Origin of the sequence: Cryobacterium algoritolerans (assembly GCF_004402785.1) — a bacterium.
Classification (GTDB): Bacteria; Actinomycetota; Actinomycetes; order Actinomycetales; family Microbacteriaceae; genus Cryobacterium; species Cryobacterium algoritolerans.
The window spans coordinates 1-22,737 of sequence record NZ_SOFP01000010.1 but is presented as its reverse complement, the minus strand read 5'-3'; the positions used below and the strand labels follow the sequence as shown (position 1 = coordinate 22,737).

Here is a 22,737-nt window from a genome sequence, read left to right as displayed (position 1 = left end):
ACAAGCACACTGAGTTGGTTTGCGCTCGCATCGGGTAGGCAAATTGGACCGCTGCGACATCAGCGGCGCCGCTGAAGGGGCAGGGTAACTTGTGCCGCGTCTCGAGTAGAACAGCGATCCCGAAGAGTGCAAGGCGGTGCTCAGGACGCCGGTGCCCTGGTCATTCATCGACCATGCCAAGATCATCAAGGACGATATTGCCGGCTGGCGCCAGTCAATCGAGACAGACGTGCCGAGTACCGCGCTAAACGTCTAGGGCAGAAGGCCCGCCATGGCCTCCCTGAAAACTGTGTAGCCCATGAATAGGCCGACTGCCCCTAGGACAATCCCGGCCCAAGCGGGTGCTCTCCCGTACCCTCCGATGCGACTCGCTCGAGAAACGCCGACCCATCCGAAAATGAAGGCCAGGATGCTGAGCAGGAAACCCGGATTGAAGACGACGGAGATGCCGCCGATGATTGCGGCCGCCGCAGCCAAGTGGTTTGAGACGGACGGAGCAGTGGAAGCGACGGGTGCCTTGGCCTGTGCTTCGCGAGATACTCCCGACCATTCAGCCCCATCCCATAGAAGTTCCTCATCTTGGTTATTCGGATTGGGGTACCAGCCCGCAGGCGCGCTACTCATGACCCTGAGCATTTCAGATTTGAAGCCCGGAGATCGGAGGCTCGCGGTACGAGATTGGGCAGAAGAACCGGCTCAGAGCGCCACACCGGGATCTTTACACTTGATCCGACGGCGGGACAGCGACTCTGGTACACGGTACGCATCGCGTCAGATCCCGTCAGAGATGAGTCGGTTGAGTATTTGCGGGTTTGGGGGCCAGCGAATATTGTCTTCGGGGGCCACCGGTATTGCCTTTGGGCGCCACGCAGTCGTGCGGTCGGGGGCCAGCGGCGCCCGACCGCACGACTGCCTATGCCGTGACCTGGTCGGCGGTGTGTTCTCTCATATTGTGGCCGCCGGTCTCCACCCAGATGGTGTTGTGTACGATTCGGTCGATGATCGCGTCGGCGTGAACCCCGGCACCGAGGCGCTGGTGCCAATCCCGTCGCGCGTATTGGGTTCAACACGTCGTTGATGGCCGGTCGTAACGCCGCTGGAGGAGTTCCAACAGCAAGCTCCTGGTCCTTTCGTCGGGCTCGTCCAGGAGCCACTCATCGATCACCAACAGCGAAAACGCGGCGTACTTGTTCAAGAACACTGGCCCCGGAGGGTTTGCCGAGGGCCAGCTGCCAGGCCTCTGCGAGCTCTGGACGGAAGGAGGTGAGCAGATGGCCCCCAACACAAATATCCGGTGGCTCCCGAGCGCGCTACTGGCCACACGGCCCGGTGGCCCCCAAAGCCAATATCGGTGGCCCCCAGAAGCACTAATACTCATCGGTAGATCAGATAGTCGGGAGGCTGACGAACGCCGCTATGAACGCCACGCTCATAAAGATACCTAGCTTGGTGCCCGATCAACTCGTTGTTCGTATTGAGAAAGGCCGTTCGGGCGATCCCGAGGTCGTTGCTACCGGCTCGGCCCAGTTCGTTAAGGCCGAGTGGGAGGCACTCACCGCTGATTCACGAAGCAAGCTCCGCTCCGGGCTCTGACCGGGCCGGCTGGATCTGCTGCTGGAGCGTGTGGGCTTCAGACCCCCAACTGTCTGACACGTCTGTCGCCTTAGGCGTTGAATGGTTTCACGCCGCTGATCCTTGAGGAAGAGTGACACTCATCGGCAAACAGGTCTTCGTGGACCTATTTGACGGGAACCCGTTAATGGGGCTCGCCGCCGATAGCAGGGATAAGTACCCCCTTGAAGTGAAATGTGACTGAGCAGAAAAAAGATTCAAAGAGCGCGTTTGCGACCTATCGCGGGCGACCATTCCGGGCCCACAGGCCTGGTCCCCGTTCGCGCGCCCTAGGATGGCAGACTTGTCAGGTATGGACAGCAAAGAGCCGGGCGCTTACCCGCGGCTGACGGCAGATGTGACCATACTGAACTCATGACCAGAATCTCCGCACATGAAGAGCCAATCTCTAAGATCTTCAGTTCGGAGTACCAGTTCTCCATCCCGGACTATCAGCGGCCGTACTCCTGGGCGACTGAGCAAGCGCTCCAGTTGCTCGAGGATCTGCAGGACGCACTCGACCGCGAATCAGGATCCGAGCCTTACTTTCTTGGATCAATCGTTCTCGTGAAGAACGTCGAGATGGCCGACGCCCAGGTAATCGATGGACAGCAACGTCTCACCACCGTGACCATTCTGCTCGCACTGTTGCGGCACCTCTCCGAGTCAAGGAATCTGCGAGATTCCTTCGAGCGAATGATCAGCGAACCCGGCGATGAGCTTCAGGAACTCGAGCAGCAGCCGCGCCTGCAGCTTCGCAGCCGCGATCGAGTCTTCTTTCGCAGGTTCGTGCAGGAAGGGCGTGTACCTGAGTTGCTGGCAATGCCGGATGGATCTCTCAAAAACGACGCGCAAAAGAACATACGCGACAACGCTGCAGCGCTTCACAAGGAGCTTGCATCCTGGACCGACTCTCGGCGAACGGATCTTGCAAAGCTCATCGGGAACCGCACGTTTCTGGTTGCTGTCTCAACGTCCGACCTCGTTAGCGCCCATCGAATCTTCAACGTCATGAATTCGCGCGGCCTTGACCTCTCCCCAGCTGACATTTTCAAGTCGCGGATCATCGGAGACTTGGCGAACGACGTCTCGGAGTTGTATTCGAGCAAGTGGGAGGATGCGGAAGACAGTCTCGGACGAAGTGCTTTCCAAGATCTGTTCCTGCACATCCGTGTGATCTATGCCAAGACCCGCGCGCAGAAAGAGCTCTTGCAAGAGTTCCCCGAACAGGTGCTGGACCAGTTCCTTCCGGACCGAGCGGCTTCGTTCGTAGATGATGTTGTCCTCCCGTACGCGGAGGCCTACGAAATTGTCGAGAACGAAAGCTATGCCTGGCCAACCGGTGCCGAGGCAGTGAACGGATGGTTGCGCCGTCTCAATCAGTTCGAAAACAACGACTGGAAGCCGGTTGCCCTGTGGGCGCTGCACCATCACGGGGATAACCCCGGACTGCTCGCTTCACTTCTCGAAAAACTTGAGCGCCTGACAGCAGTGATGCTGATCCGTCGCGTCTACTCGACCCCACGAGGCACGAGGTTCGCCAATCTGATGAAGAGTCTCGACGACGGTCTTGGAGTCGATTCCCCCGAGTTCGAGGTGTCCGATTCCGAGAAGCGCGCCACACTCTTGCAGATCAGCGGCCCCGTCTATGAGATGGCGCCGGTGCGTAAATACGTGCTCCTTCGCCTCAACGAGCTTGTCGCCAGTGCGCCTGTCCAGTTCAATCCGAAGATCATCACGGTCGAACATGTGCTTCCTCAGAACCCTCGAAAGGACTCTCGATGGACTGAGGACTTCACAGACGAAGAGCGAGAGTACTGGGTCCATAGGCTTGCCAACCTTGTGCTGCTCGACAAGAAGAAGAATTCGGAAGCGCAGAATTACGACTTCGACGAGAAGAAGAGCCGCTACTTCCGTTCGGCATCTGGCGTAACGCCATTCACCCTGACAATGGAGGTATTTGATACAACTGCATGGACGCCCGAGCAGCTGCGAGCCCGCCAGCTCCATTTGCTTGAGACACTTGCAGACGCGTGGGATATTGGCCGCGATAGCGACGGAACGAACCTCTCTCAACTATCCGAAGTTGAACTCGCAACGGTTACCGAATCTCTGCCTCGAGCCGATCGTTCCGACCGCCGCGTTCGCTCCGACCGCCGAATAACGATTGAAGACCTCGTACGCGTTGGTCTCCTTGCCTCCGAAACGGAGTTGATTTGGACGCGACCGCGAGTGGGCGAGGTCCACCGCGCATGGGTCACCGACACTGGTCAGCTTCGGCTGGAGGATGGGCGCCATTTCGACACGCCCTCACGAGCAGCCAAGGAAGCAGCCGGTATCGATGCTTGTGACGGATGGGAAGCGTGGGTGCTCCCCGACGGTCGAAAGGTGGGAAAGCTCTGGTACCAATACCAGCAGGAACACCGAAGCAACGTTCAGGCCCCAATTGCGGATGAGATCGAACAGCCAGTTGCCTCGTTGTAGTCACGAAGATAAGGTCGGGGCGCCGTCGCAATAAGGCTGGATTTGTGTCACGAGACGGCGATACCCAGGTATCAGGGGACGTCCGGGCTTTCGGCAGAACCCGTACCGAACAGAGCGTGGATTCGGTTGTTTCGGGCGACGACGAAACGAGTGACGAGCTTCCTGTAGCTCTGGTACTCCGCAACTGTGCCCGGCAATGTGGGAGTGGAGAAGTTATCGAACGGCAAGAAGTACCGCACTTCGCCGTCGGCAGATAATAGGTCCTGAAGCAGGAAGAAACTCACGTACTCTTCGAAGCCCCCAAAGAGCGAGAAGAACTCGCTGTACAGGGTGAGTGTGCTGGCGAGGGGGTTGCTCTCGCCCAGGTAGTGGCGTCGGATGCACTCGATGATCAGATCAATTCGGTCATCGATCTTGCGGCTTAGCCCCAATGCCGTCCAGTTAGGACGAACTTCGCTATCCACGCGTCCGTGATTGTCGTGGATTCTCGGGTGTTGATCTACGGCGAATCGGACTAACTGAACGGTGTTGGGCTTAGCCCACGCGCCATGCTGATCGTCGGAGCGCTGTCCACCTGGTTGCTCGGGAAGACGAGGAAGCCGTCGACCGTACTGGCAACGTCATTGAACTCGTCAAGGTCTGCCTGCGGAATCTGCTTGATCAGATGCTCTGTCCGGATCCAGTAGTCGTAGGGGTGCACGATTGAGTCGCTAGACAATTCGAACTCGCCCAGCTCCGACTTGTGGTGGAGGTAGACCCAAGGAGTCGCAATATCCAGGTTGAACTCGACGCCGTTTGGAAGCGGCTTGCTCCAGAGCTGCTGGTGGTAGCGCCTCAGGGTAACGCTGTGCTTATCCGGATCCTGGCCACCTGCATCCGATCGCACATCAAAACCGACGTCGATTGCCCTGTTCATGATTGGACACTATCAATGGGCCGACTTCTTCTCCCCCACCCATGTGGCGTCTTTGGCGGCCGCCGAGGTGCTTGAAAGTTGAGTGCGAAGGCCAAAGAAACTGTGACGGCTCCGGCTCCTTCGCCCACGAGTACTGGGAGGCGTTGATCAATCCCGGCCCCAGCGTCTTCGCCACCTTCGGCGCGGCGGAAGAAGCCCACTGAGATCCCCGCACGCGATCGAGCCGCAGGTATGGCCCCTTACACCGTCCAGGTTCTTTCGCCCTTTTTGAGTTCGTCGACAACAAACCGAACATTTCCCAGGTCCTTGAACGGGCTGGCCTTCGCCAAATCAGTGATCTTCTCGAGCACGTCGGACGCGATCTGGGCGTCCTCTCTCTTCATCGCGTCGTCGAGCGAATCGAAGAGACGTCGGAAAGTCTCCCGGCGTTCGTCGAACGTGAGGTCGAGTCCTTTCAACAGGACATCTCGCTGAGCGATAATGCTCTCTCGCTGAGTCGCCTCCCAAGCGCGGATCTCCACACGCGTTGTAGCCTCCCGCTGCACCACCTTTACCCACGTATCGGCTGCGGTAATGAGTTGAATTGCGAGTTGTCCAAGGTCGACTTGGCCGAGCAAACCAGATGCATCCTTGCCAAGTGTCGTGATGTTCGGGATGGATTTGGGGTTGGTCATGAGTATTTCTCCACGATCTCGATGGAAATATCGGTCAGATCGCCGGTTCCGGGATCGGTGACAGGGGTCTCGATTACTTCGGCAATGGCCGTGATGAGTTGGTATGCGCTTACGAACAGGTGACCGTGTTCGTCGGGGTCAAAGTCTTGAGCCTCGAGTTCGTCAATCGCCTCCTCGGCACGTGCGACGAGGCGCGAAAGGACCGAACGGAGTTCGGCGATGCGCGTCCTCACCGCGCGGAGTCGCTCTTTGGCTGTCTCCACGTGCTCAATGGAGACGTTGATCTCCGAGGCATACTTCACGGCCTTAGTCTTTTCCTTGGCTCCCAGAACTCCTACCGCGAGACCGCCGATGAGGACACCCGGCGCAATCATGATCATGTTCAGTACTATGGCGCCGGCGGCCATGCCGCCCCCGCCAGCAGCTAGCGACCCGCCCCCAAGCCAAGCCAGAGTGGCATTGGTTGCAGCTGCTCCGGAAAGCCCGGAAATAGCCGCACCTGTGCTGGCGGTCGCGAAGGTGCTGACACCCCAGAGAGCAGCGCCCTGTGCACTTGCGGCCGCGCCAAGAGCACCAAAACCGCCGGCGAGCCCAACTCTCGCCTGTTCAACGTCGAACTTCATCGCCGGAATCGACGGCACGCGGACCTCGACACCGTCGACAATTCGGCGGTCGAGACGCTCCACGAGGTGAGAGTGGTTCTCGAGCCAATCAGCGAAGCGGCCGATGGTATCCCGCTGCGCACGCAACTGACTTCGCCCGTACTCCTCGACGATCCCCTGCGTTACACGCTGGACTTCCTCAAGTTCGCAGACAGCCACGTCATGGCGTCTCTTCGCTTTCTTTGCTATCGACCGGGCCTGAACGACGTCCGCCACGCCCTTACCGGCTGCAGCAAGGCCTCCGACAACCGCGACCGCGAGAGGGTAAACGAGCTTGGCGACCATGCACCCTCCGGTCAAAGGCAAGAAGCAATGAGCCCCCTGCGTAGAAGGCAATCCTAAGGGGGACATCCAACTTGTCGATCGTGGCGCACCGCAATCGGAACTAGCCTCCCCCGCATTCCTCAAGTTATCTCTTCGACTTGTGCCGCCCATCCGCACGTGGGGCTTGGACGAGGGCTTCGACCGGTCCATTCCTCCATGCACGGCTCGCCTGGGGTCGCAGAACCACTGATCGTCGCTTCACGACGACTTTGGTGGATCGCTTAGATTGGCCGGCTTCGCTGCCATATCTTGTCGTAGTCCACCGGAAATGCGGGTGCTCGAGTTGCGATGGAACTTCCACCTCTGACCTTGCCTACGACCACATCCGCAGTCGGAACGACCCACCCACCTAGCTCACCACGGAGAGCCAAGTGCCTATCGTGGAGTGGACTACGGTCAGCGGGCAACATAAACCGACACTCAACGTCCGTAAACAAGTCGAGTTCGGCGCGGATCTCGGCCGGAGAAACGTACGTATCACCTGGGCGCTCGGTTCCGAGAAGACACAGCCGTGCCGGAGTGTGAGACCGAACAATCGAAACGAATTCCGCGAGCTCCGATAGCGATTTGAAAAGGTATCGATCGCACCAAATTGCGGAGCCTCGCCCGTCCAGCAGCTGAGCGAAGTGGCGAGCACTGTCGTTGAGCCCTGAAGGCCATCCGGTGTTCCGCTGCATTGCCAGATGGACCAAATCTGCATCTAGGGCGAGAGTTGTTGGTCCTTTTCCTACCCGATAGAGCCCATCCAATGATCGTTGTTCCACATCGGCGAGTTCAATTCCAACCCCTCGACCGGCGAGAGTGAGAACGGCTTTTACCGGCAGGTCGTCAAGTACCCTTTCGGCGTCTATCGAGAGCCGCTGCTTTAGAGGGCCAAGTTCGAGACTTCCTTGGACCTCTGCGATGGAAAGCAGACTGGCTGAGCTACCGACGGCAACATCCACGGCATCAGGGTCTAGGTCGGTTCCGCTCAGATCATCGGTCGCCCAGCGGGGCATCCAAAGAAACGAACATCGAGACACCAGTGGGCTTCCTCGGCCCGGAAGGTGAATTGGCGTGGAACATCGAGCAAACAAGATCGCTCCGATGTCTCTGGCCTGGGCCCCGTCGATCAGCAGCGCAACCAAGTTGGCCTGCAGCCGTTGACCCTGCGTTCGTTTCAGTGCCCGATGATAGTCATCGAAAACGAGCTGGGCGTTCCCCGTGGTCTCCACGGCCTTGAGTATGGAATCGCGCATATTCTCACGCAGCGTGAGTTGATTCTCTTCGGTGAATGTCCCTCCCTGCACCAGGAAAGCCGTCCCTCCAAGCCGCGTCCGCACGGCCTCGGCGAGATAACTCTTCCCCATTCGGGGTGGCGCTTGCACGATGAGACGCTCACCCTCAAGAAGGCGTTCGCACACTTCGTCGATCCAACGGTCTTCGCTCCGCAATACCCCCATCGCGTCCAGGCCTCTCAGTAGAGAGCTGCTCGAATGCGCGGTTTCAATTCAACGTCGCACAGGCCATACGCGATCGCATGCTCCAAGGCGTGAGGGTTGTCCACCATGAGCGCGGCCAAAAGCTCGTGATCATCTTCACTTGGAGAAACTGCGAGGTCAAGAAGTTCAGCCTCAGCTGGGAACCACTCCTCGAAGGAACGCAACACGTCCGCTGCTTGCTGATGCGGAGATTCCTGACCCGTCGCTGCGAGCGCCGCCTGCACGCGACTCAGGGTGAGTTCGAACGGCAATTCCTCAGGTGCCCTGTTACTGGCTGCCAGGGAACATGCCTTCCGTGTGAGGAGTGGGTGGCCCCCATATTCGGCGAAGAGTAGATCGATGGCTTGATGATCACGAACACGAACGCCCATTCGGCGCCCGAGAGAACGGACCATTTCGGCCATGTCCTCGCGGGGCATCGGAGCGAGCCAGAGCAGCCGAACGAGCTTGTAAAGGAGGTTGTCCTTATGCGCGAGCAGGGGCTCCTCAAAGAGCGCTGGATCCACTCCGGCGCAAAGCAACACGACGCCGGACGATGTGCTCGATGCCTCCTGGACCAGGCCGCGCAACTGGGTGAGCGTTTGAAACAGCATCTCCGCTTCATCCGTCAGCATGTTAGAACGGGCCGGATAGGCCTGATCGACCTCGTCCACGAACAGTTCAAGTCGCTTGTCAGTGAAGGTCAACATCTTCTTGAGATCGTCAGTCCAATGGAGCCCTATGTCGGGCAGGTCTGTTCGAACTTCTCCCTCAGAGGTGAGCAACCGCAACCGAGGCATCTTCCTGGATGACGTGGCAGTAAGATTTTCGTCCTCGGAGATGGCTCCCCAAGTGCGCGCGAGAATCTTCAACCGGAACTCCGCGGAAGAAGAGACTTCGCTCACATCGACCTTCGCCACGAGGTGGCCCGCGTCTAGTCGCAGTCGCTGTATTGCGTTCATAAGCGACGTCTTGCCGGCTTTTCTCAGGCCGAAGATGCCCACCGACTGGCCGCGATCCAGTGATCGCTGAAGAAGATCGAGCTCCACCTGCCGCCCATAGAAGCCAGCGGGATCCTGCACAGGATTGGTGACATCGAAGTGATCGACGGTGCTGATGACCGCGGCCATCCGAGAGCGCACGTCTCTGGTGTCCGATTCAAGCTCGGCCGCGTTGATCGTCACGAGGCTCAGTTCGCCACGTCGACGGCTTGCCAGCTGGGAGGCTTTCGCGTCGAGGGACACGACGAAAGCGACCCCCGGCTCAACCCGCATGTCGCGAAGCCGCTGCTGAAGGAGGGATAGCGTCCGAGGTTCGAGCCGCTCATACTCGGTGTACAGAACCAGGAGCTCGAGGTGAAAGTCGAACATTTCCTCCACGGAGGGGGGAAGCGTGACGTGAATCCACCATCGGTCACGACGATCCCGATCTGGCTCCACTCGCCAGACACCGACATCGCTCCTGGAGAGCAAGCTCAGTACTGCAGCTCCGTATCGAGTTGAAGAAACGAATCGTGACTTGAAGTCGTCGAGGGCCTTCTGATTCACCGTCCGCTGGTTGGTCGCCGCCTGACTGACAGGCGCTTCTTCGATTTCATCCCGCACTAGAATTCTCCCCCACCGCTCGCGTTCCAAGGAACGTAGTAGCGCTCATGCTATCGGCAGCGGACGGCGGCAGCGTCTGACTCCCTCCGAAGAATGAGGGGGCAGCCGCGCCGATAACACGCCATATGTCCAGATGCAGGAGGCGCCGCCACGGTGGGCTACCCGTGCAGGGAACGCAGCGACGACCAATAAGGGTCGGAATTCGACGGGGAGTCCACCGATAACGCGGCTGCACGCTAGGGTCGTTCACGGCTGTCCTGTGACCGATGGGCAGGCGGCCAAAATCGCCCCGCAAGATGTCGAGCCAAGGAGTTCCAGATCTCCCCTGTTACCGTAGTTTTCGACCTTGACCCCACCCTCGTACAGACGTACAGGATCGAGACGTTCGCCGACTCCGGCGTTGTCACGGTATACGTTCCGGGCCTAAACGACCGCACTTTCGCTAGCAACCTGCTGGCCAAAGGCCCTCATGACCCTCGGACAGCCTCCAATGCAGCCACGTTTGGCACTCTGTTGCGCAAGTTTTATGAGGGGCACGAAGTCCGGCCCGTCCGGATCCGGCACCTCTAAGCAGTTCCAGTGTCCCCGGTGGGGCCGACACTCGAACAGTGCGGCACTGAAATGCCGGGGCCAGTCCTGCAGTGGCGATTGAATCGGGCATCCGCCAATGCGCCCGGAACCAGTGTTCTCGATGTAGCTCCATGGCGGTCTTGCGGCTTCCCAAGCTGCTGACGAGTGTTCAGCTTCCCTCATCTGCCTCACCGAGTTCCATGCTGACTTGTGACACGTTGCTGTGTACTTGAGTGGTTGTTGCAACTTCTTGATCCGGATTCGTGAACACCGCTGTAGCTCCATGGCAACTCTCAAGGGTCCCAAGCTGATCACCCGGGAAAGATGACCCACTCCCGCAATCGCCATATGCGGCGACTCGTGTCAGTTCTCACGCGAGTCTGGATTAGTCTCACGAGAATCTGGACTGGGATTCGAGCGAACGGTTACACCTCGCAGTAGCCCAGGATTCCGTCGGCCATGTGACGGGCCAGATCGGACGCCGGGCGGGTCATCTCGGCCACGCAAATCATGTGGAAGATTTTTGTTGGAGTTGACGCCCGCTGGACGGGCAATTCAGCCTGCGGGTCTTACGGGCACCTGATGCAATCGCGGCCGTCGACGGTCCCGCATTTCGGAGTGGTGCCCGTTATCCGTCCCCCGCGAGAACTGCGTGGTGCTGACGAGGGGTCGCGCATTCTCTTGTAGCCTCATCCTGTGCCGAAGTCGCTGTCCATAAATGAGATCCGTACCGGCGCTGCGCGATTCGCCCTTTCTTGGGAGGACTCTCCCGGTGATGAGCGGCAGGACGCGCAGACCTTCGTTCGTGACCTTCTCGCCGTATACGGCGTGACGGCATCAAAGGCAGCGCTCTACGAGTACCGTGCCAAGCGCTTCTCAACTGGCGGAGGCGGATACATTGACGCCCTTATCCCGGGAGTCGCAATCGTAGAAATGAAGTCGGCTGGCAAGAACCTCGTTGAAGCTGAGACGCAGGCGCTGGACTACCTCGATGACCTCGACGATGTTCAGCTGCCCCGCTACGTCATCACCTCTGACTTCCGGCGTTTCCGGCTGCTCGACCGAATCGAGGATGTCGTCCACGAATGGGCGCTCTCGGATATGGCATCGAATTCCGATCGCCTTGGGTTCTTCGCTGGCTATGGCTCGCGAGTGTTCGGCTCAGCCGAACAAGAAGCAGCCTCGATCAAGGCCGCCAAGATCATGGCAAGCCTTTACGAGGAACTGGAAGGTTCCGGGTACAACGACCACTCGGCGTCAGTTTTCCTTGTCCGCACATTGTTCGCCCTCTTCGCCGACGACGCCGGCATGTTCGAGCGGGATTCCTTCACAGAGTTCCTCCTCACCCGGACGGCCCAAGATGGTTCGGACCTTGGTGCACAACTCACAATGTTGTACCAAGTACTCGCCACCTCTCCGGAAGGCCGGCAAAGGAACCTCGACGAGCTGATCGCTCGATTCCCTTATGTCAACGGCGGTGTATTCGAGGAGCCGCTAATCATCCCGTCATTCACCGCAGCCATGCGCGAAAAATTGCTCGAAGCGTGCGATTTCAACTGGTCGGCCATCTCACCCGCGGTGTTCGGCTCGCTGTTTCAAGCCGTGAAGTCGAAGGAGGCGCGGCGGGAACTCGGTGAGCATTACACGACTGAGACGAACATTCTCAAGTTGATCGGGCCAATGTTCCTCGATGAGCTCGGCGATCGAGTCACGGCAGGGTGGAATGAGGCACGGAAGTTGGAACGTATCCGGGCCGACATGGGACTCATGCAGTTCCTCGACCCGGCCTGCGGTTGCGGGAACTTCCTCGTCGTCGGCTACCGTGAACTCCGAGCATTGGACCTGAGGATTCTCTTGCGTTTGCAGGAACTGAATCCGAGCAAGTATCACCAGACGATGTGGTTCATGGGCGAGGACCTCCCCGTGAAGTTGAGCCAGTTCCATGGCATCGAACTTGAAGAGTGGCCGGCGCGTATCGCTGCCATGGCCATGCATCTAGTAGAACATCAGGCCAATCTCGCGATGGTCGAGGCGCTTGGTGACGGCCCTGAGGCTCTACCACTAGACAAGGTGCAGCACATCGTGGTCGGCAATGCCATCCGCACAGACTGGACGACCGTAGTCGGCCAGACTTCTCACCTATACGTGATGGGCAATCCTCCGTTCCTTGGCCACAAGGAGCGCAATGAAGAGCAGACCACCGATCTCAGACTCGCGTGGAATACCGATTCCATCGGACTCCTTGACTACGTGACCGCTTGGTATGCCAAGGCCATCGCCCTCTTCAGCATCCCCGGTTTTGCCGGGCAGTTCGCTTTCGTATCCACCAACTCAATTGCGCTGGGTGACTCCGTGCCCGCCCTGTTTGCACCGGTATTCGCGGAGGGCTGGAGCATAAAGTTCGCTCACCGAACATTCCGATGGACATCGGAAGCATCCGGCAAAGCGCAGGTGCATTGTGTCATCGTCGGGTTCCAGAAGGGAGTTGCCTCGTCAAAACCTCGCCTCTTTGATTACGAACATGGCTCCCAAGTGGCATTTGAGTCGCACCCTCGGCAGATCAATGCTTACTTGGTTGAAGGTCCGAATGTCCTCGTCACACCGCGGCGAAAGCCTCTGTCTCCAAGCCTGCCCCAAATATCTGCGGGTTCAACTCCGATCGACTGGGGACATCTAACGGTCGAAAAGGCTGATTACGCTGACGTCTTTGCCGACAAGATCGCACTCAAGTACTTGCGTCCTTACTATGGCGGCGAAGAACTGATCAACAAACTCGATCGCTGGTGCCTGTGGTTGGTTGACGTCGAACCGAGCGACATCGTCAACAGCCGGGTATTGCGCACTCGCGTCGAGGCAGTTAGGGCGGCGAGAAGCGCGCCGTCCGTGAAGCGCTTGGCGAGCCGAGAACTTGCGGCTACGCCCCAACTCTTCGGTGAGCGGCGCCAACCAACGTCCGAGTACCTCGGGATTCCTCAGGCATTCGCGCGGATCAGGAACTACGCGACGGCGGCTCGACTCGGACCGGAAGTTATTGCGTCTATCAAGCTCTTCACCGCCGCCGATTCCGATGGCTTCCTCTTTGGGATCATCTCCTCGAGCGCCTACATGGCATGGCAACGAGCAGTGGGCCAACGGACCCCGAACAACCAGTACTCCTTCACCGCCTCAGTCGTTTGGAACAATCTGCCTATTCCCGCGATGTCTGACGCCCAGAGGCGCGGGATAATAACGGGCGGGGAGGCCGTGCTCGACGCTCGGGCGCTACGCCCAGATCGCTCTTTAGCCGACCTGTACAACCCGCTTGCGATGGACCCGACGCTTCTCAAGGCCCATGCACGCCTTGACCGAGCTGTTGATCTTGTCCTCGGGCTGAAGAACAACCCCACCGAAGCGGGACGGCTGGCGGTTCTCTTCGCATCATATCAACGAATGAGCGCCGCGGACCAGCTCAAGATCCCGAGAGCGATAAAAACGGCGAGGCGCAGGAACTAAGAACGAGGATGGGTGTCTAGGTGGGATCCCACAGCCTCGATGTCACGCCTTCCCGTTGGAAACCGATGCGATTCCGCAAATAACTCTTCGATCGGACGCAGGATTCGCGCGCATCGTGGGCCGGCAGCATCCTCTCTTGCGTGAGGTTGAGCCGCTTACGCAACGATAGGTTTAGGCCCATGCCTACTGCTCCTTCGACCTTGCTTCGCGACCGCCTTCAAGAGCTGATAGGGGCTCAGCGTCGCCGGATTCAGATCGAGGGCTCCCCCAGGTCGGTCGATGAGTTGATGTACGTCGCCGCGATTTTCCGTTGCGGGACACAGTCATGACTACCGTCGATGCGCAAATCCGCAACGCCGATCAGGCGATCTGCGACAACATCGCGGCGCTGCAGGATAATCGGGCCCTTCTCTCGCAGAATCTCTTGTCTCAAGCGCGGAATCTGGTGGAGGCGATCGTTGTTCGCGTCCACAGCGGTGACGGTGGCATCGACTTCGTTTTCGACGCAGTTGGGCCTGCCCTTGCCTATGTCGGCTCGGGCAGCAAGAAGATCAGCTTCCTTCAACGCTTTCACAAGCTCATTCAGATCAGCGCCTCTCACTACACGATGGACGGCGACACGTCCGAGCGGCTGATGCTCAAGTACTACGAGTACCTCTTGCGTGTACGTACTCTGCTGCAGGACTCATACGACATCACGTCTCTTGCCAATCTGGAGTCCTTTCCAGTCGATCTTGATCCGTCCCTGCGTGAGTATCACGAGAAGATCGCCGAGCGAATCGATGCGGTTCGGCTGAACCCGCCGGATGAAGGCGGAGCGCGCCGGTACTACATCCACAAGGCTCGACCGTTCTTCGTCGACGGACGGATCTATTACGAGGTCACCTTCTATCGCGCTGTCAATAAGGTGAGCAAGTTCGATCGGATCATCGCTTTCACGGACGTAGACGTGACGGACAAGTACGCAGCGATGCTGACCCTCCACAGCGACTCAATCGAGGTGCTCGGCCAAACAATGCCCATCACGGTCATCCGGGAATGGGAGGTTTCCATACGACCGTGCGAGTTCGACAACTTCGCACGACTCTTTGGACTCACCACGGCCGTGCGTACCGGCACGCCCGAATACCGATATGTCATGCACGGGCTGACTTCCAGCTCAGGCAGCCTTCTCGATCTCATCGACATGCCCGATCACGAATATGCCAAGGTTCGGCGGGCCGGCACGGCCAATGTGAGCAAGCCGCAGATCTTCCCAGCCCTCGACAGGGCGCGTGATGTCGTGCGGAGCATGGCCCCGGGGCACAATGTCATTCGCTACCTGATGTTGGCGATGCACAACCAGTTTCTCAAGGCGCAGCACGGAACCGTCGGATGCGACCGCCTCTCTGGCCTGAAGCTGCAGTGGGGGTGCATTCCCTTCGACACGATGCCCTTCTGCACCTCGCTGGCGGCGCACAACCCCCGATACTGGGACTTGGTCGAGAGCCTCGACGTGACCGGACGGAACCACGAACTACTCGCTCGGCGAGTCAAGAACAATGTTGAGAATAACGGTGTCCTGTACACGCCGGTGAATGAATTGGACGATCTCGGCGACGTGGACCAGCTGATCGCGACGTACAACGGCGCGCTCTACATTGGGCACCGGGCAAGACGAGAACTCAAGAAGGACATGGGGCACGTCTTCATCTGTGGGTACGAGGACGACACGGTCTCCATCATCGAGAAGCTCCAAGAGTTCGCGGTGTCCGGCATCGACGGTTACACCGATGCCGTAAAGCGCTGGCTCGATGAGACACCCCGCGGGATCGACGATGATTCTAAGAAAGGCGCACTCACAGAACTGTTTTGTCAATCTCGCGTAGCCCTTGTCTATGGGGCCGCCGGAACAGGGAAGTCGACGATGGTCAACCACGTCGCCAACTATTTCAACGACAAGCGAAAGCTTTTCCTCGCCCACACGAATCCGGCCGTTGACAATCTCAAACGTCGCGTCACTGCCCAGGACTCGACGTTCCGGACGATCACCAGCCACCTCTATCGAGCCGCGTCCGACCACGCATATGACGTTCTCGTCATCGACGAGTGCAGCACGGTGAGCAACACCGATCTCCTCAAGGTTCTGGAGAGAACGTCATTCAAGCTGCTGGTGCTCGTCGGTGATATCTACCAGATCGAATCAATTCAGTTCGGAAACTGGTTCAGCGTCATACGTTCTTTCATCCCGCATGAGTCAGTGTTTGAACTGATTACGCCGTTCAGGACCAAGAATCCTGCACTCCTCAATTTCTGGGACAAGGTTCGGAATCTCGACGATGACATTGCTGAAGTCATCGCGCACAACGGTTACTCGAACACTCTCGATGAGTCGCTGTTCCAAGGGCAACGCGAGGACGAAATCATCCTGTGCCTCAACTATGACGGCCTCTACGGCATCAACAACATCAACCGCTTCCTCCAGAGCAGTAATCCAAGCGACGCGATCGTCTGGGGCATTGCCACGTATAAGGTGGGCGACCCCGTTCTATTCAACGAGACTGAGCGCTTTCGGCCGGTTATCTACAACAATCTCAAAGGGAAGATTGTAGGCATTGAGCTATTGCCCGGCAGAGTGCAGTTCGATGTGGAGCTTGCACGCGCACTCACCGAGTTCGACGTCGACGGCAGGGACCTCAGATGGGTGGGAGACAGCACCGTTCGATTCGACGTCTACGAGCGCGACAACAGCGACGAAGATGACGACTCGTTCAACACCGGCGTTCCATTCCAGATCGCCTATTCGGTGTCCATCCACAAGGCACAAGGACTTGAGTATGACTCGGTCAAAGTCGTCGTCACCGATGCTAACGAGGACGATATCTCGCACAGCATCTTCTACACCGCTGTGACGAGAGCACGCGAGCGCCTCCAAATCTTCTGGACACCAGAGACACAACACGCAGTTCTAACTCAACTTCACCGCCGCATGAGCGCTAAGGACGTTGCTCTACTCTCGAGGCGGCGTGCACTTACGCCCGCGTCAGGGCCGAAACGTTAGCCTTCGTGGGTCGGTTCGCGAATGTTCCAACATCCTCTACGAACAGTCAAGAGTTGATGCTCAAGATCGTGGCCAAGGAACGCAGTAGCTGTTCAAGCCATCAGCGAGCACGGACATCAGACAAACTCTCGGCTACAACCCGTGCCGCCGATTCAGCGAGGCTGTCACACTCACGCCAGTGACTCGGTGCCGAGGAACGCGCATGACCTTTGAGATCGCGCAAACTGAAATAGCATCGGAAGACAATGACTACGCCCGAGGATGTACTGGATATTTCTTGCGACGAGTCAGGAAACGACGGCGAGAGACTCGTCGACGGCAGCGGAACGGTCTTCTCGCACGGTAGTCATGACCTTTCGCTAGAAGAAGCCAGCGAGATCATGGATTGGCTTCGTTCCGAAACTCGTTCTCAAGCTCCCGAATTCAAGTTCAAACAGCTTGCCCGGCACTGTGATCCGGAACTTTTGAGCGAGCTGTTCGAAGAGCGCTTGGCCAATCGCGCTCACGTCAACCTATCCGAGAAGACCTACATGGTCGTCGGCAAGGTTGTCGACTTACTCGTTGAGGAGTTGGCGCACTCGCTCGGCATGAATCTGTACGCCGGTGGAAAAGCACGCGCGATGGCACTTAGGTTCTATCGAGAAGGCGGGCGCGCGCTGGGCACCGTCGGATGGATGGAACTGCTGCGCGCATTCAATTCGCTGATGAGAGTGAACGCGGACAAAAACGGCAACAAGACGACCATCGAGGAGTTCTTCAAAGTCGTCGATACGTCGCGTGGGAACAGTAAACGGCTGAATGTCACCACCGTCCTCGACTTGGTCTTCGCGGCGCGCGTCCATGCCGAGGAATTTCAAGAACAGCTGTCCGACTCCGCTTTGCCGGCCCTCGATCCGCTCCCCACCAGCCTGGCTCAGATTGCGAGGTTCTGGCACGAGTCGTCGGATAGGCCGATCCGTGTCCGCCACGACGTCAGCCCGGCACTGCGTCCTGAGACAGTCGACGCCCTTGTCTTTAGCCCTCGCAATCCCGGCGAGTTCGTGCGATTGGCTCCACCGGTTCCACTTGTGGAGATCGTCCAAGTCATCTCGGAATCAGATCCGCGAATCCAAGTTGCCGACCTAATCGCTGGATTCGGAGCCAAGGTAGCCATGAACGCTCTGGAGAACAGCGCGAGTCCTGAGGATCTCCGGTTACTCCACCCGTTTCTCGATCAGAACAGTCTCTGGGGTGACGAGCTTTCTTGGAAAAGGATGACCCGTCCGGTCTAGGCCCTTCGGAATCTGGATTCCCTGCGATCGCGAGCCGATTCAGGACTCGGGTACCAGAGTTCCATGTCCACTCCAGATATTGTGCCATGCTGCTCAGCGAGGCCTTAGCGGCCCAGCCGGGAACGGGAGTGGTGTGGCACTAAATTTTGGGGAGCACCCAGACGTCGTGTTCGAGCAAGCACCGCTCACCCTCGTCCTCTGCCAAGTGCGATTTCCACCGATCCTGGCCCTACTGAGTGCCGCCGGTGTCACTGGCTTCCAAACAGCTCTGCGAGATGTGTACCCGGTCTTCCTCGAACCGGAGCACAGCGCGAGCATCAACCTCTCACCCGGCTCTATCGGTGTCGACGCGCACGCCCCTGTATGGAAGCTACGTGACGAGAAGCAGAACTGGACCGTCGGGATTGCGATCGACTTCGTCTCTTTAGAGACCGACAGCTATACAAGCATGGAGGAGTTCCTTTCGCGTTTCGATCACGTATTGAAAGCGCTGCGCCGGACTTTGCGACCGGCCGAAAGCTTGCGGGTGGGCCTGCGGAAGGTAAACGTCCTGAAGTCTAAGACGGCAAACCAAACGTTCGGCCTTGTGGGGATGGTCCGGCGGGAGCTGTTGGGACCGCTCGCGGTTGCGGAGTTCCCGGCGCCCATCTCAGGGGCAGCGTCGCACTTGCAGTTTCAGGACGATGACAGTTCATTGGTGGTCAGGTCGGGACTTAGCAGGGACGATTCTGGAGCCCTCGTGTTTGTGATCGATATGGACTATTTCACTGAGCGCCCCTACGAGATCGACGGCGGCAACTCCCTTACGATGTTGATGACCCACTTCAGTGAAGGAGCGACAAGTTTCTTCCACTGGGCCATTGACGATGACTACAAAGCTACGCTGAAGCCTCACCCGAGAGACAAGAGGGACGCGACGTGAATTCGACGATTGCGGCACCACCAGTGTCGACCGTGTCTGATCGCGATGATCCAAAGAACGGACTTGGACCCATTAACCACTTTGGGCCACGCGAAAGCGATCGCGAGGCTGCTGCGAGTGACGAAGTCATAGCCCGAGGACACCGATTCATCAAGGATCAGGTGGGGCCGCGATCGGTGCAAAGAACGGCTCTACTTGGGATTGTGTTGGCATCGTTTGACAGCGTTCCATTCGATCAGGTGTCGGTCCTTCTCGATGTGAAACCGCAGCGGCTTGTCAAGATGATGCACGGGGATGAGCCTGTCCCTGAAAGATTCGTCCCAAGGTGGGAAGCAGTAGCCGAAATTACTCGCAACCTCCACGGAGTCTTGAAACCGAGCGCAACTACTAGGTGGATGAACACAAGCGTTCCTGATCTAAATGGGAAGACCCCGATGGACTTAATCAAGCGGGGACAGTTAACACCCGTGCTAGCCCTCACTCAGTCCTACTTAGACCCCTCGTTCACCTAGGAATGGTCGATCTCACTTCCGGTCGTTTCTGGAAGAAAGCGCCGGTCCGCCTATACAAGTGGACCCCTGCGGGTATCTTGTACGATCCAGTATGCCCGTGGCCGAGCCTGGGTCGGTTCGGTTCGGGTCAGCATAAGACCCTGTACCTCGCCGAGACGGCGAAAGGGGCCCTTGCCGAGTACTTCAGACGCCATCCAGAATTGCTTTCATTTCAAACGGAGTTGGTCATCTCGATGTACGAGATAGATCTCAATATCCAACGGGATTGCCTCGACTTACGAGATCTCACGGATCAAACCGCCATTGGTGCGAGCGCCGATTTCTTGGTGTCTACTGACCCCGACGAAGGTCTGCGGTACGCAGAATGCCGCTTGATAGCCGAGAGCGCCGTCGCCGAGGGAATTCCTGGGATCGTCTATCCATCAGCGGCGGCGAACTGGCCGCGAGCGTGGAACATCGTGTTCCTGGGCGAACAAGACGACGTCAACTGGAGCCACATTGCCTCGGTCCTGATCCCGTGTCCAGAGATGCTCAGTAGCGAAGTTCACGTCCTGGCATAGGACGACAGGCATTCAGGTTCCCGACAGTGTCGGTCGGCGCGCCTGCGGCGTGGGCGAACCCCGCGAAGCCCCGACCAACCGGCAGATCTCCCGGACTTAGATGCGGTCGTCAGCGCACGATCGCCTGCCGCGCCGATAACCTTCTAATACGTCAGGTCTTGCCTCGCAGCCAATCCAATGCCCTCACGGGCTAACCGTTCAGAACGCCTCAATCCGTTCGCCATTCCGCCACGGCGGATAACTTTGTGGATAACTTTGTGGATAACTTGTGGATAGCAACCCTCGCTTTGTGGATAACGGACTTATTCTGTGGATAAGTAGGTGGAGAATCGATGGCATTTCGCCTCCGTCGGCTGTGCGCTTGGTACGCTAAATGTGTCATGACCAGCCCGCTCGGCCAGGTAGTTCTCTATCTGGCCACGGGCTGGTTTTCTTTTTCGGTAGCCTGACCCAATGGGCATCCCCTACGAAAAGCAGCATCTCGACTTCGAGCAACAGCTTGGTCGCCTCGTCAGTCGAGGAATGAGAGTGGACAACCCAGAAGCTGCGATAAACACACTTCGCACAGTGGGCTACTACCGTCTCAGCGCGTATTCGCATGTCCTACGGGTCAAGAAGCCGGATGGTGATCCGAATCATGATGAGCGAATGGACGATTTCGTTGAAGGGGCAACTTTTGAATCTGTCCACGCTCTCTGGAAGTTCGATCGCGGACTGAGACTCCATTTTCTTGACGGTCTTGAGCAGTTCGAGGTCGCACTCCGCACTTCGATCGCATACAACGCGGGCAAGAAAAACGCGTTCGTCCACATGAGACCAGACCTGCTTGACAAAGACTTCGTGGCCCAGCCAAATACCGCACTCCCTGAGCGCCACAGCAAGTATGACCAATGGCTCATCGAATACCGCGGACGCCTTGAATCCTCGAAAAACGAGGCATTCGTTAAGTGGTTCGCGCAAAAGTACGAGGGCAAACTCCCTATATGGGCAGCCGTCGAGGTCTTACAGATGGGTCAGCTCGCTGGCCTCTTTCGTGGCCTCGAACTCGGAGATCGGAACGCTATCGCCGAGGAATTTGGCATGACGGCGAAGGTCTTCGGCTCTGCCATCGCTGCTTTCAACGCTATTCGCAACATCTCCGCGCATCATTCTCGGCTGTGGAATAGAACCCTCGTAGTCTCGCCGGGCCGGCCTAAATTAGGGTTAGCCCCCGTACTCGACCATCTACACAGCCTCACCGACTGGCAAATCAAAAGGGTCTACGTGCCCCTCGCCGAGCTCGCATGGCTTCTCGAAGTCAGAACCGGAGAGACTCTGTGGAAAGTTGAGACGCGAGACTTCCTTGCAAAATTCCCCGCTGGCGACCAAATGTCTCTGCAGAGTATGGGCTTCCCCGATTCGTGGGAGAACTTGGAGCTGTGGAGCGCCGTCTGACCGGCCTGACTATCGTTGAGGCGGTCGTGAGACCGACGACATCGAACTTGCCGATGCGAATGGCGCGACCTCCGACCTGAGTCGGGAGACCGCCAGCGGCAGCTCCGGTTCGGCACCGCCCTCTTGGAGAGGACCACCGACCGCAGCACTCACCGCAACTTCACGCTTGCGCCGTGCATCCGCGCTACCGCATGCAATTACGGCCAACTTATGAGCCTAATTCATACTATGAACTTTCTCCCGGAGCTGAGGAGAGACTCCGCTCCGTCTATCGGCAAGCGGCCGCGGCATCCTCTGCTGCCCACTGATGAACTTTATGCACGTCTCGATGGAGGACCTCCCAACGCGTCAGAGCGCCGTTCTCATATGCCGGCTCTGAGAGCCAGGCAACCTGAGCCTCGCTGGAAGAGAAAGCCGCGCTTAGGGCAGTGAGAACGAGATTCAGGCCATCGACGATTGAACCATCCTTGAACTGACGTACGGGGTAGTAGAACTCTCCCCCAAAGTCGACTCCGAGGAGATCTCGGCTCGCCCGCAATGAAGCAAGCTCGGCGTCGGAAGCGTGCAGCGTGTCTCGGACAGCGCGCTGGGAGGCCCAAGGTCCCAAGCGATCGTAATAGGCCAAATCGTCGTCCATGGCGCCAACATACCCGGCTGAGGAATGCGACCACAGACGTTTCCTCACCCGTTTCGCAGGAACTGTGCGCTCCGCAGTTCGTTGGTAACGGCCCGCCCGAATCCGCGCCAGCGTCAGTCGCCGCAGCGGCAAGTCATCCCAAAACAACGTCGCCAGTAGGCGCGTAGGCGTATCGCGGATATGCACCACGCAGCTGGAGCGCGACCGATCACAGGGACCGGACGATCGACCCCTCCAATTTGATTCGGGCGATGCACTCGCTGGCTGTCACTTCTGCGGAGTGAACTGTTTCGGTCCATCCGCTGGTGCGGGGCATCTCCTGTGGCCCGAGCCACATCGGTAGCCCCAGACCAACCCGCCACCAGTGTTTGATGATGCCCTCAACGATGAGGGCGTGGGCGCCGTCCTCGAACAGTTCGAGGTTCAGGATCTCCCACCCGACTGATTGAAACTGGTGTGTTTTGTCAACTTTTAACCGGCCATTTGAGCGCTAATTAACCTGCCATTGTGGCGCGGTTTCCGGCCATTTGATCAGGTGGTCAGAATGGCTGGTTTGTGGGGTCG

14 protein-coding genes and 1 pseudogene are annotated in these 22,737 nt (G+C 58.3%); 7 read left to right on the top strand and 8 right to left on the bottom strand.

All coding sequences use genetic code 11. The features are described 5' to 3' along the window. Window positions 1-252: 252 nt before the first annotated feature. Window positions 253-624 carry a DUF4190 domain-containing protein gene (locus E3O19_RS18755; protein WP_166804422.1) on the bottom strand — a complete coding sequence of 124 codons (372 nt, stop codon included), beginning with the start codon at window positions 622-624 and terminating at the stop codon, window positions 253-255. A gap of 289 nt (window positions 625-913) precedes the next feature. After that, window positions 914-1,253 (bottom strand): annotated as a pseudogene (locus E3O19_RS18905) (ATP-binding protein); the annotation flags it as partial. 733 nt (window positions 1,254-1,986) lie between these two features. Between E3O19_RS18905 and E3O19_RS01845 the strand changes: the two are divergent. Further along, a complete protein-coding gene (locus tag E3O19_RS01845; protein ID WP_134564923.1) occupies window positions 1,987-4,095 on the top strand; it encodes a GmrSD restriction endonuclease domain-containing protein in 2,109 nt (702 codons plus the stop codon). Between the two features lie 71 nt (window positions 4,096-4,166). Here the strand turns inward: E3O19_RS01845 and E3O19_RS01840 are convergent, their stop codons facing one another. From E3O19_RS01840 to E3O19_RS01815, 6 genes are all read right to left on the bottom strand, one after another. Next, on the bottom strand, window positions 4,167-4,559 hold the full coding sequence (locus E3O19_RS01840; RefSeq protein WP_134564922.1) for a DUF6994 family protein: 393 nt from the start codon (window positions 4,557-4,559) through the stop codon (window positions 4,167-4,169). Between the two features lie 50 nt (window positions 4,560-4,609). Then, the gene (locus E3O19_RS01835; protein WP_134564921.1) at window positions 4,610-5,011 is read right to left on the bottom strand and encodes a DUF6994 family protein; all 402 of its coding nucleotides are present in this window, start codon (window positions 5,009-5,011) and stop codon (window positions 4,610-4,612) included. 239 nt (window positions 5,012-5,250) lie between these two features. Further along, complete coding sequence (locus E3O19_RS01830) at window positions 5,251-5,685, bottom strand: hypothetical protein (protein WP_134564920.1); 435 nt, start codon at window positions 5,683-5,685, stop codon at window positions 5,251-5,253. Continuing rightward, on the bottom strand, window positions 5,682-6,632 hold the full coding sequence (locus E3O19_RS01825) for a hypothetical protein (protein ID WP_134564919.1): 951 nt from the start codon (window positions 6,630-6,632) through the stop codon (window positions 5,682-5,684). The genes E3O19_RS01830 and E3O19_RS01825 overlap by 4 nt, the downstream gene beginning before the upstream one ends. 260 nt (window positions 6,633-6,892) lie before the next feature. Next, window positions 6,893-8,020 (bottom strand): hypothetical protein, encoded by a 1,128-nt coding sequence (locus E3O19_RS18750; protein ID WP_420898575.1) that lies wholly within the window; start codon window positions 8,018-8,020, stop codon window positions 6,893-6,895. A 107-nt stretch (window positions 8,021-8,127) separates the two neighbouring features. After that, window positions 8,128-9,735 carry an ATP-binding protein gene (locus E3O19_RS01815; RefSeq protein ID WP_134564917.1) on the bottom strand — a complete coding sequence of 536 codons (1,608 nt, stop codon included), beginning with the start codon at window positions 9,733-9,735 and terminating at the stop codon, window positions 8,128-8,130. A gap of 1,266 nt (window positions 9,736-11,001) precedes the next feature. Between E3O19_RS01815 and E3O19_RS01810 the strand changes: the two genes are divergently transcribed. The 6 genes from E3O19_RS01810 to E3O19_RS01780 all read left to right on the top strand — a co-directional run bounded on the left by E3O19_RS01810 (window position 11,002) and on the right by E3O19_RS01780 (window position 21,536). Next, window positions 11,002-13,797 carry a class I SAM-dependent DNA methyltransferase gene (locus E3O19_RS01810; RefSeq protein ID WP_166804421.1) on the top strand — a complete coding sequence of 932 codons (2,796 nt, stop codon included), beginning with the start codon at window positions 11,002-11,004 and terminating at the stop codon, window positions 13,795-13,797. 325 nt (window positions 13,798-14,122) lie between these two features. Then, the gene (locus tag E3O19_RS01805; RefSeq protein WP_134564916.1) at window positions 14,123-16,837 is read left to right on the top strand and encodes an ATP-dependent DNA helicase; all 2,715 of its coding nucleotides are present in this window, start codon (window positions 14,123-14,125) and stop codon (window positions 16,835-16,837) included. 245 nt (window positions 16,838-17,082) lie between these two features. Then, window positions 17,083-18,108 (top strand): DUF3800 domain-containing protein, encoded by a 1,026-nt coding sequence (locus tag E3O19_RS01800; RefSeq protein WP_134564915.1) that lies wholly within the window; start codon window positions 17,083-17,085, stop codon window positions 18,106-18,108. A gap of 166 nt (window positions 18,109-18,274) precedes the next feature. Next, the gene (locus E3O19_RS01795; protein WP_166804420.1) at window positions 18,275-19,030 is read left to right on the top strand and encodes a TIGR04255 family protein; all 756 of its coding nucleotides are present in this window, start codon (window positions 18,275-18,277) and stop codon (window positions 19,028-19,030) included. Window positions 19,031-19,544: 514 nt separating this feature from the next. Next, the gene (locus E3O19_RS01785) at window positions 19,545-20,102 is read left to right on the top strand and encodes an RES family NAD+ phosphorylase (RefSeq protein ID WP_134564912.1); all 558 of its coding nucleotides are present in this window, start codon (window positions 19,545-19,547) and stop codon (window positions 20,100-20,102) included. Between the two features lie 453 nt (window positions 20,103-20,555). After that, complete coding sequence (locus tag E3O19_RS01780; RefSeq protein WP_134564911.1) at window positions 20,556-21,536, top strand: Abi family protein; 981 nt, start codon at window positions 20,556-20,558, stop codon at window positions 21,534-21,536. Window positions 21,537-22,737 lie beyond the last annotated feature (1,201 nt).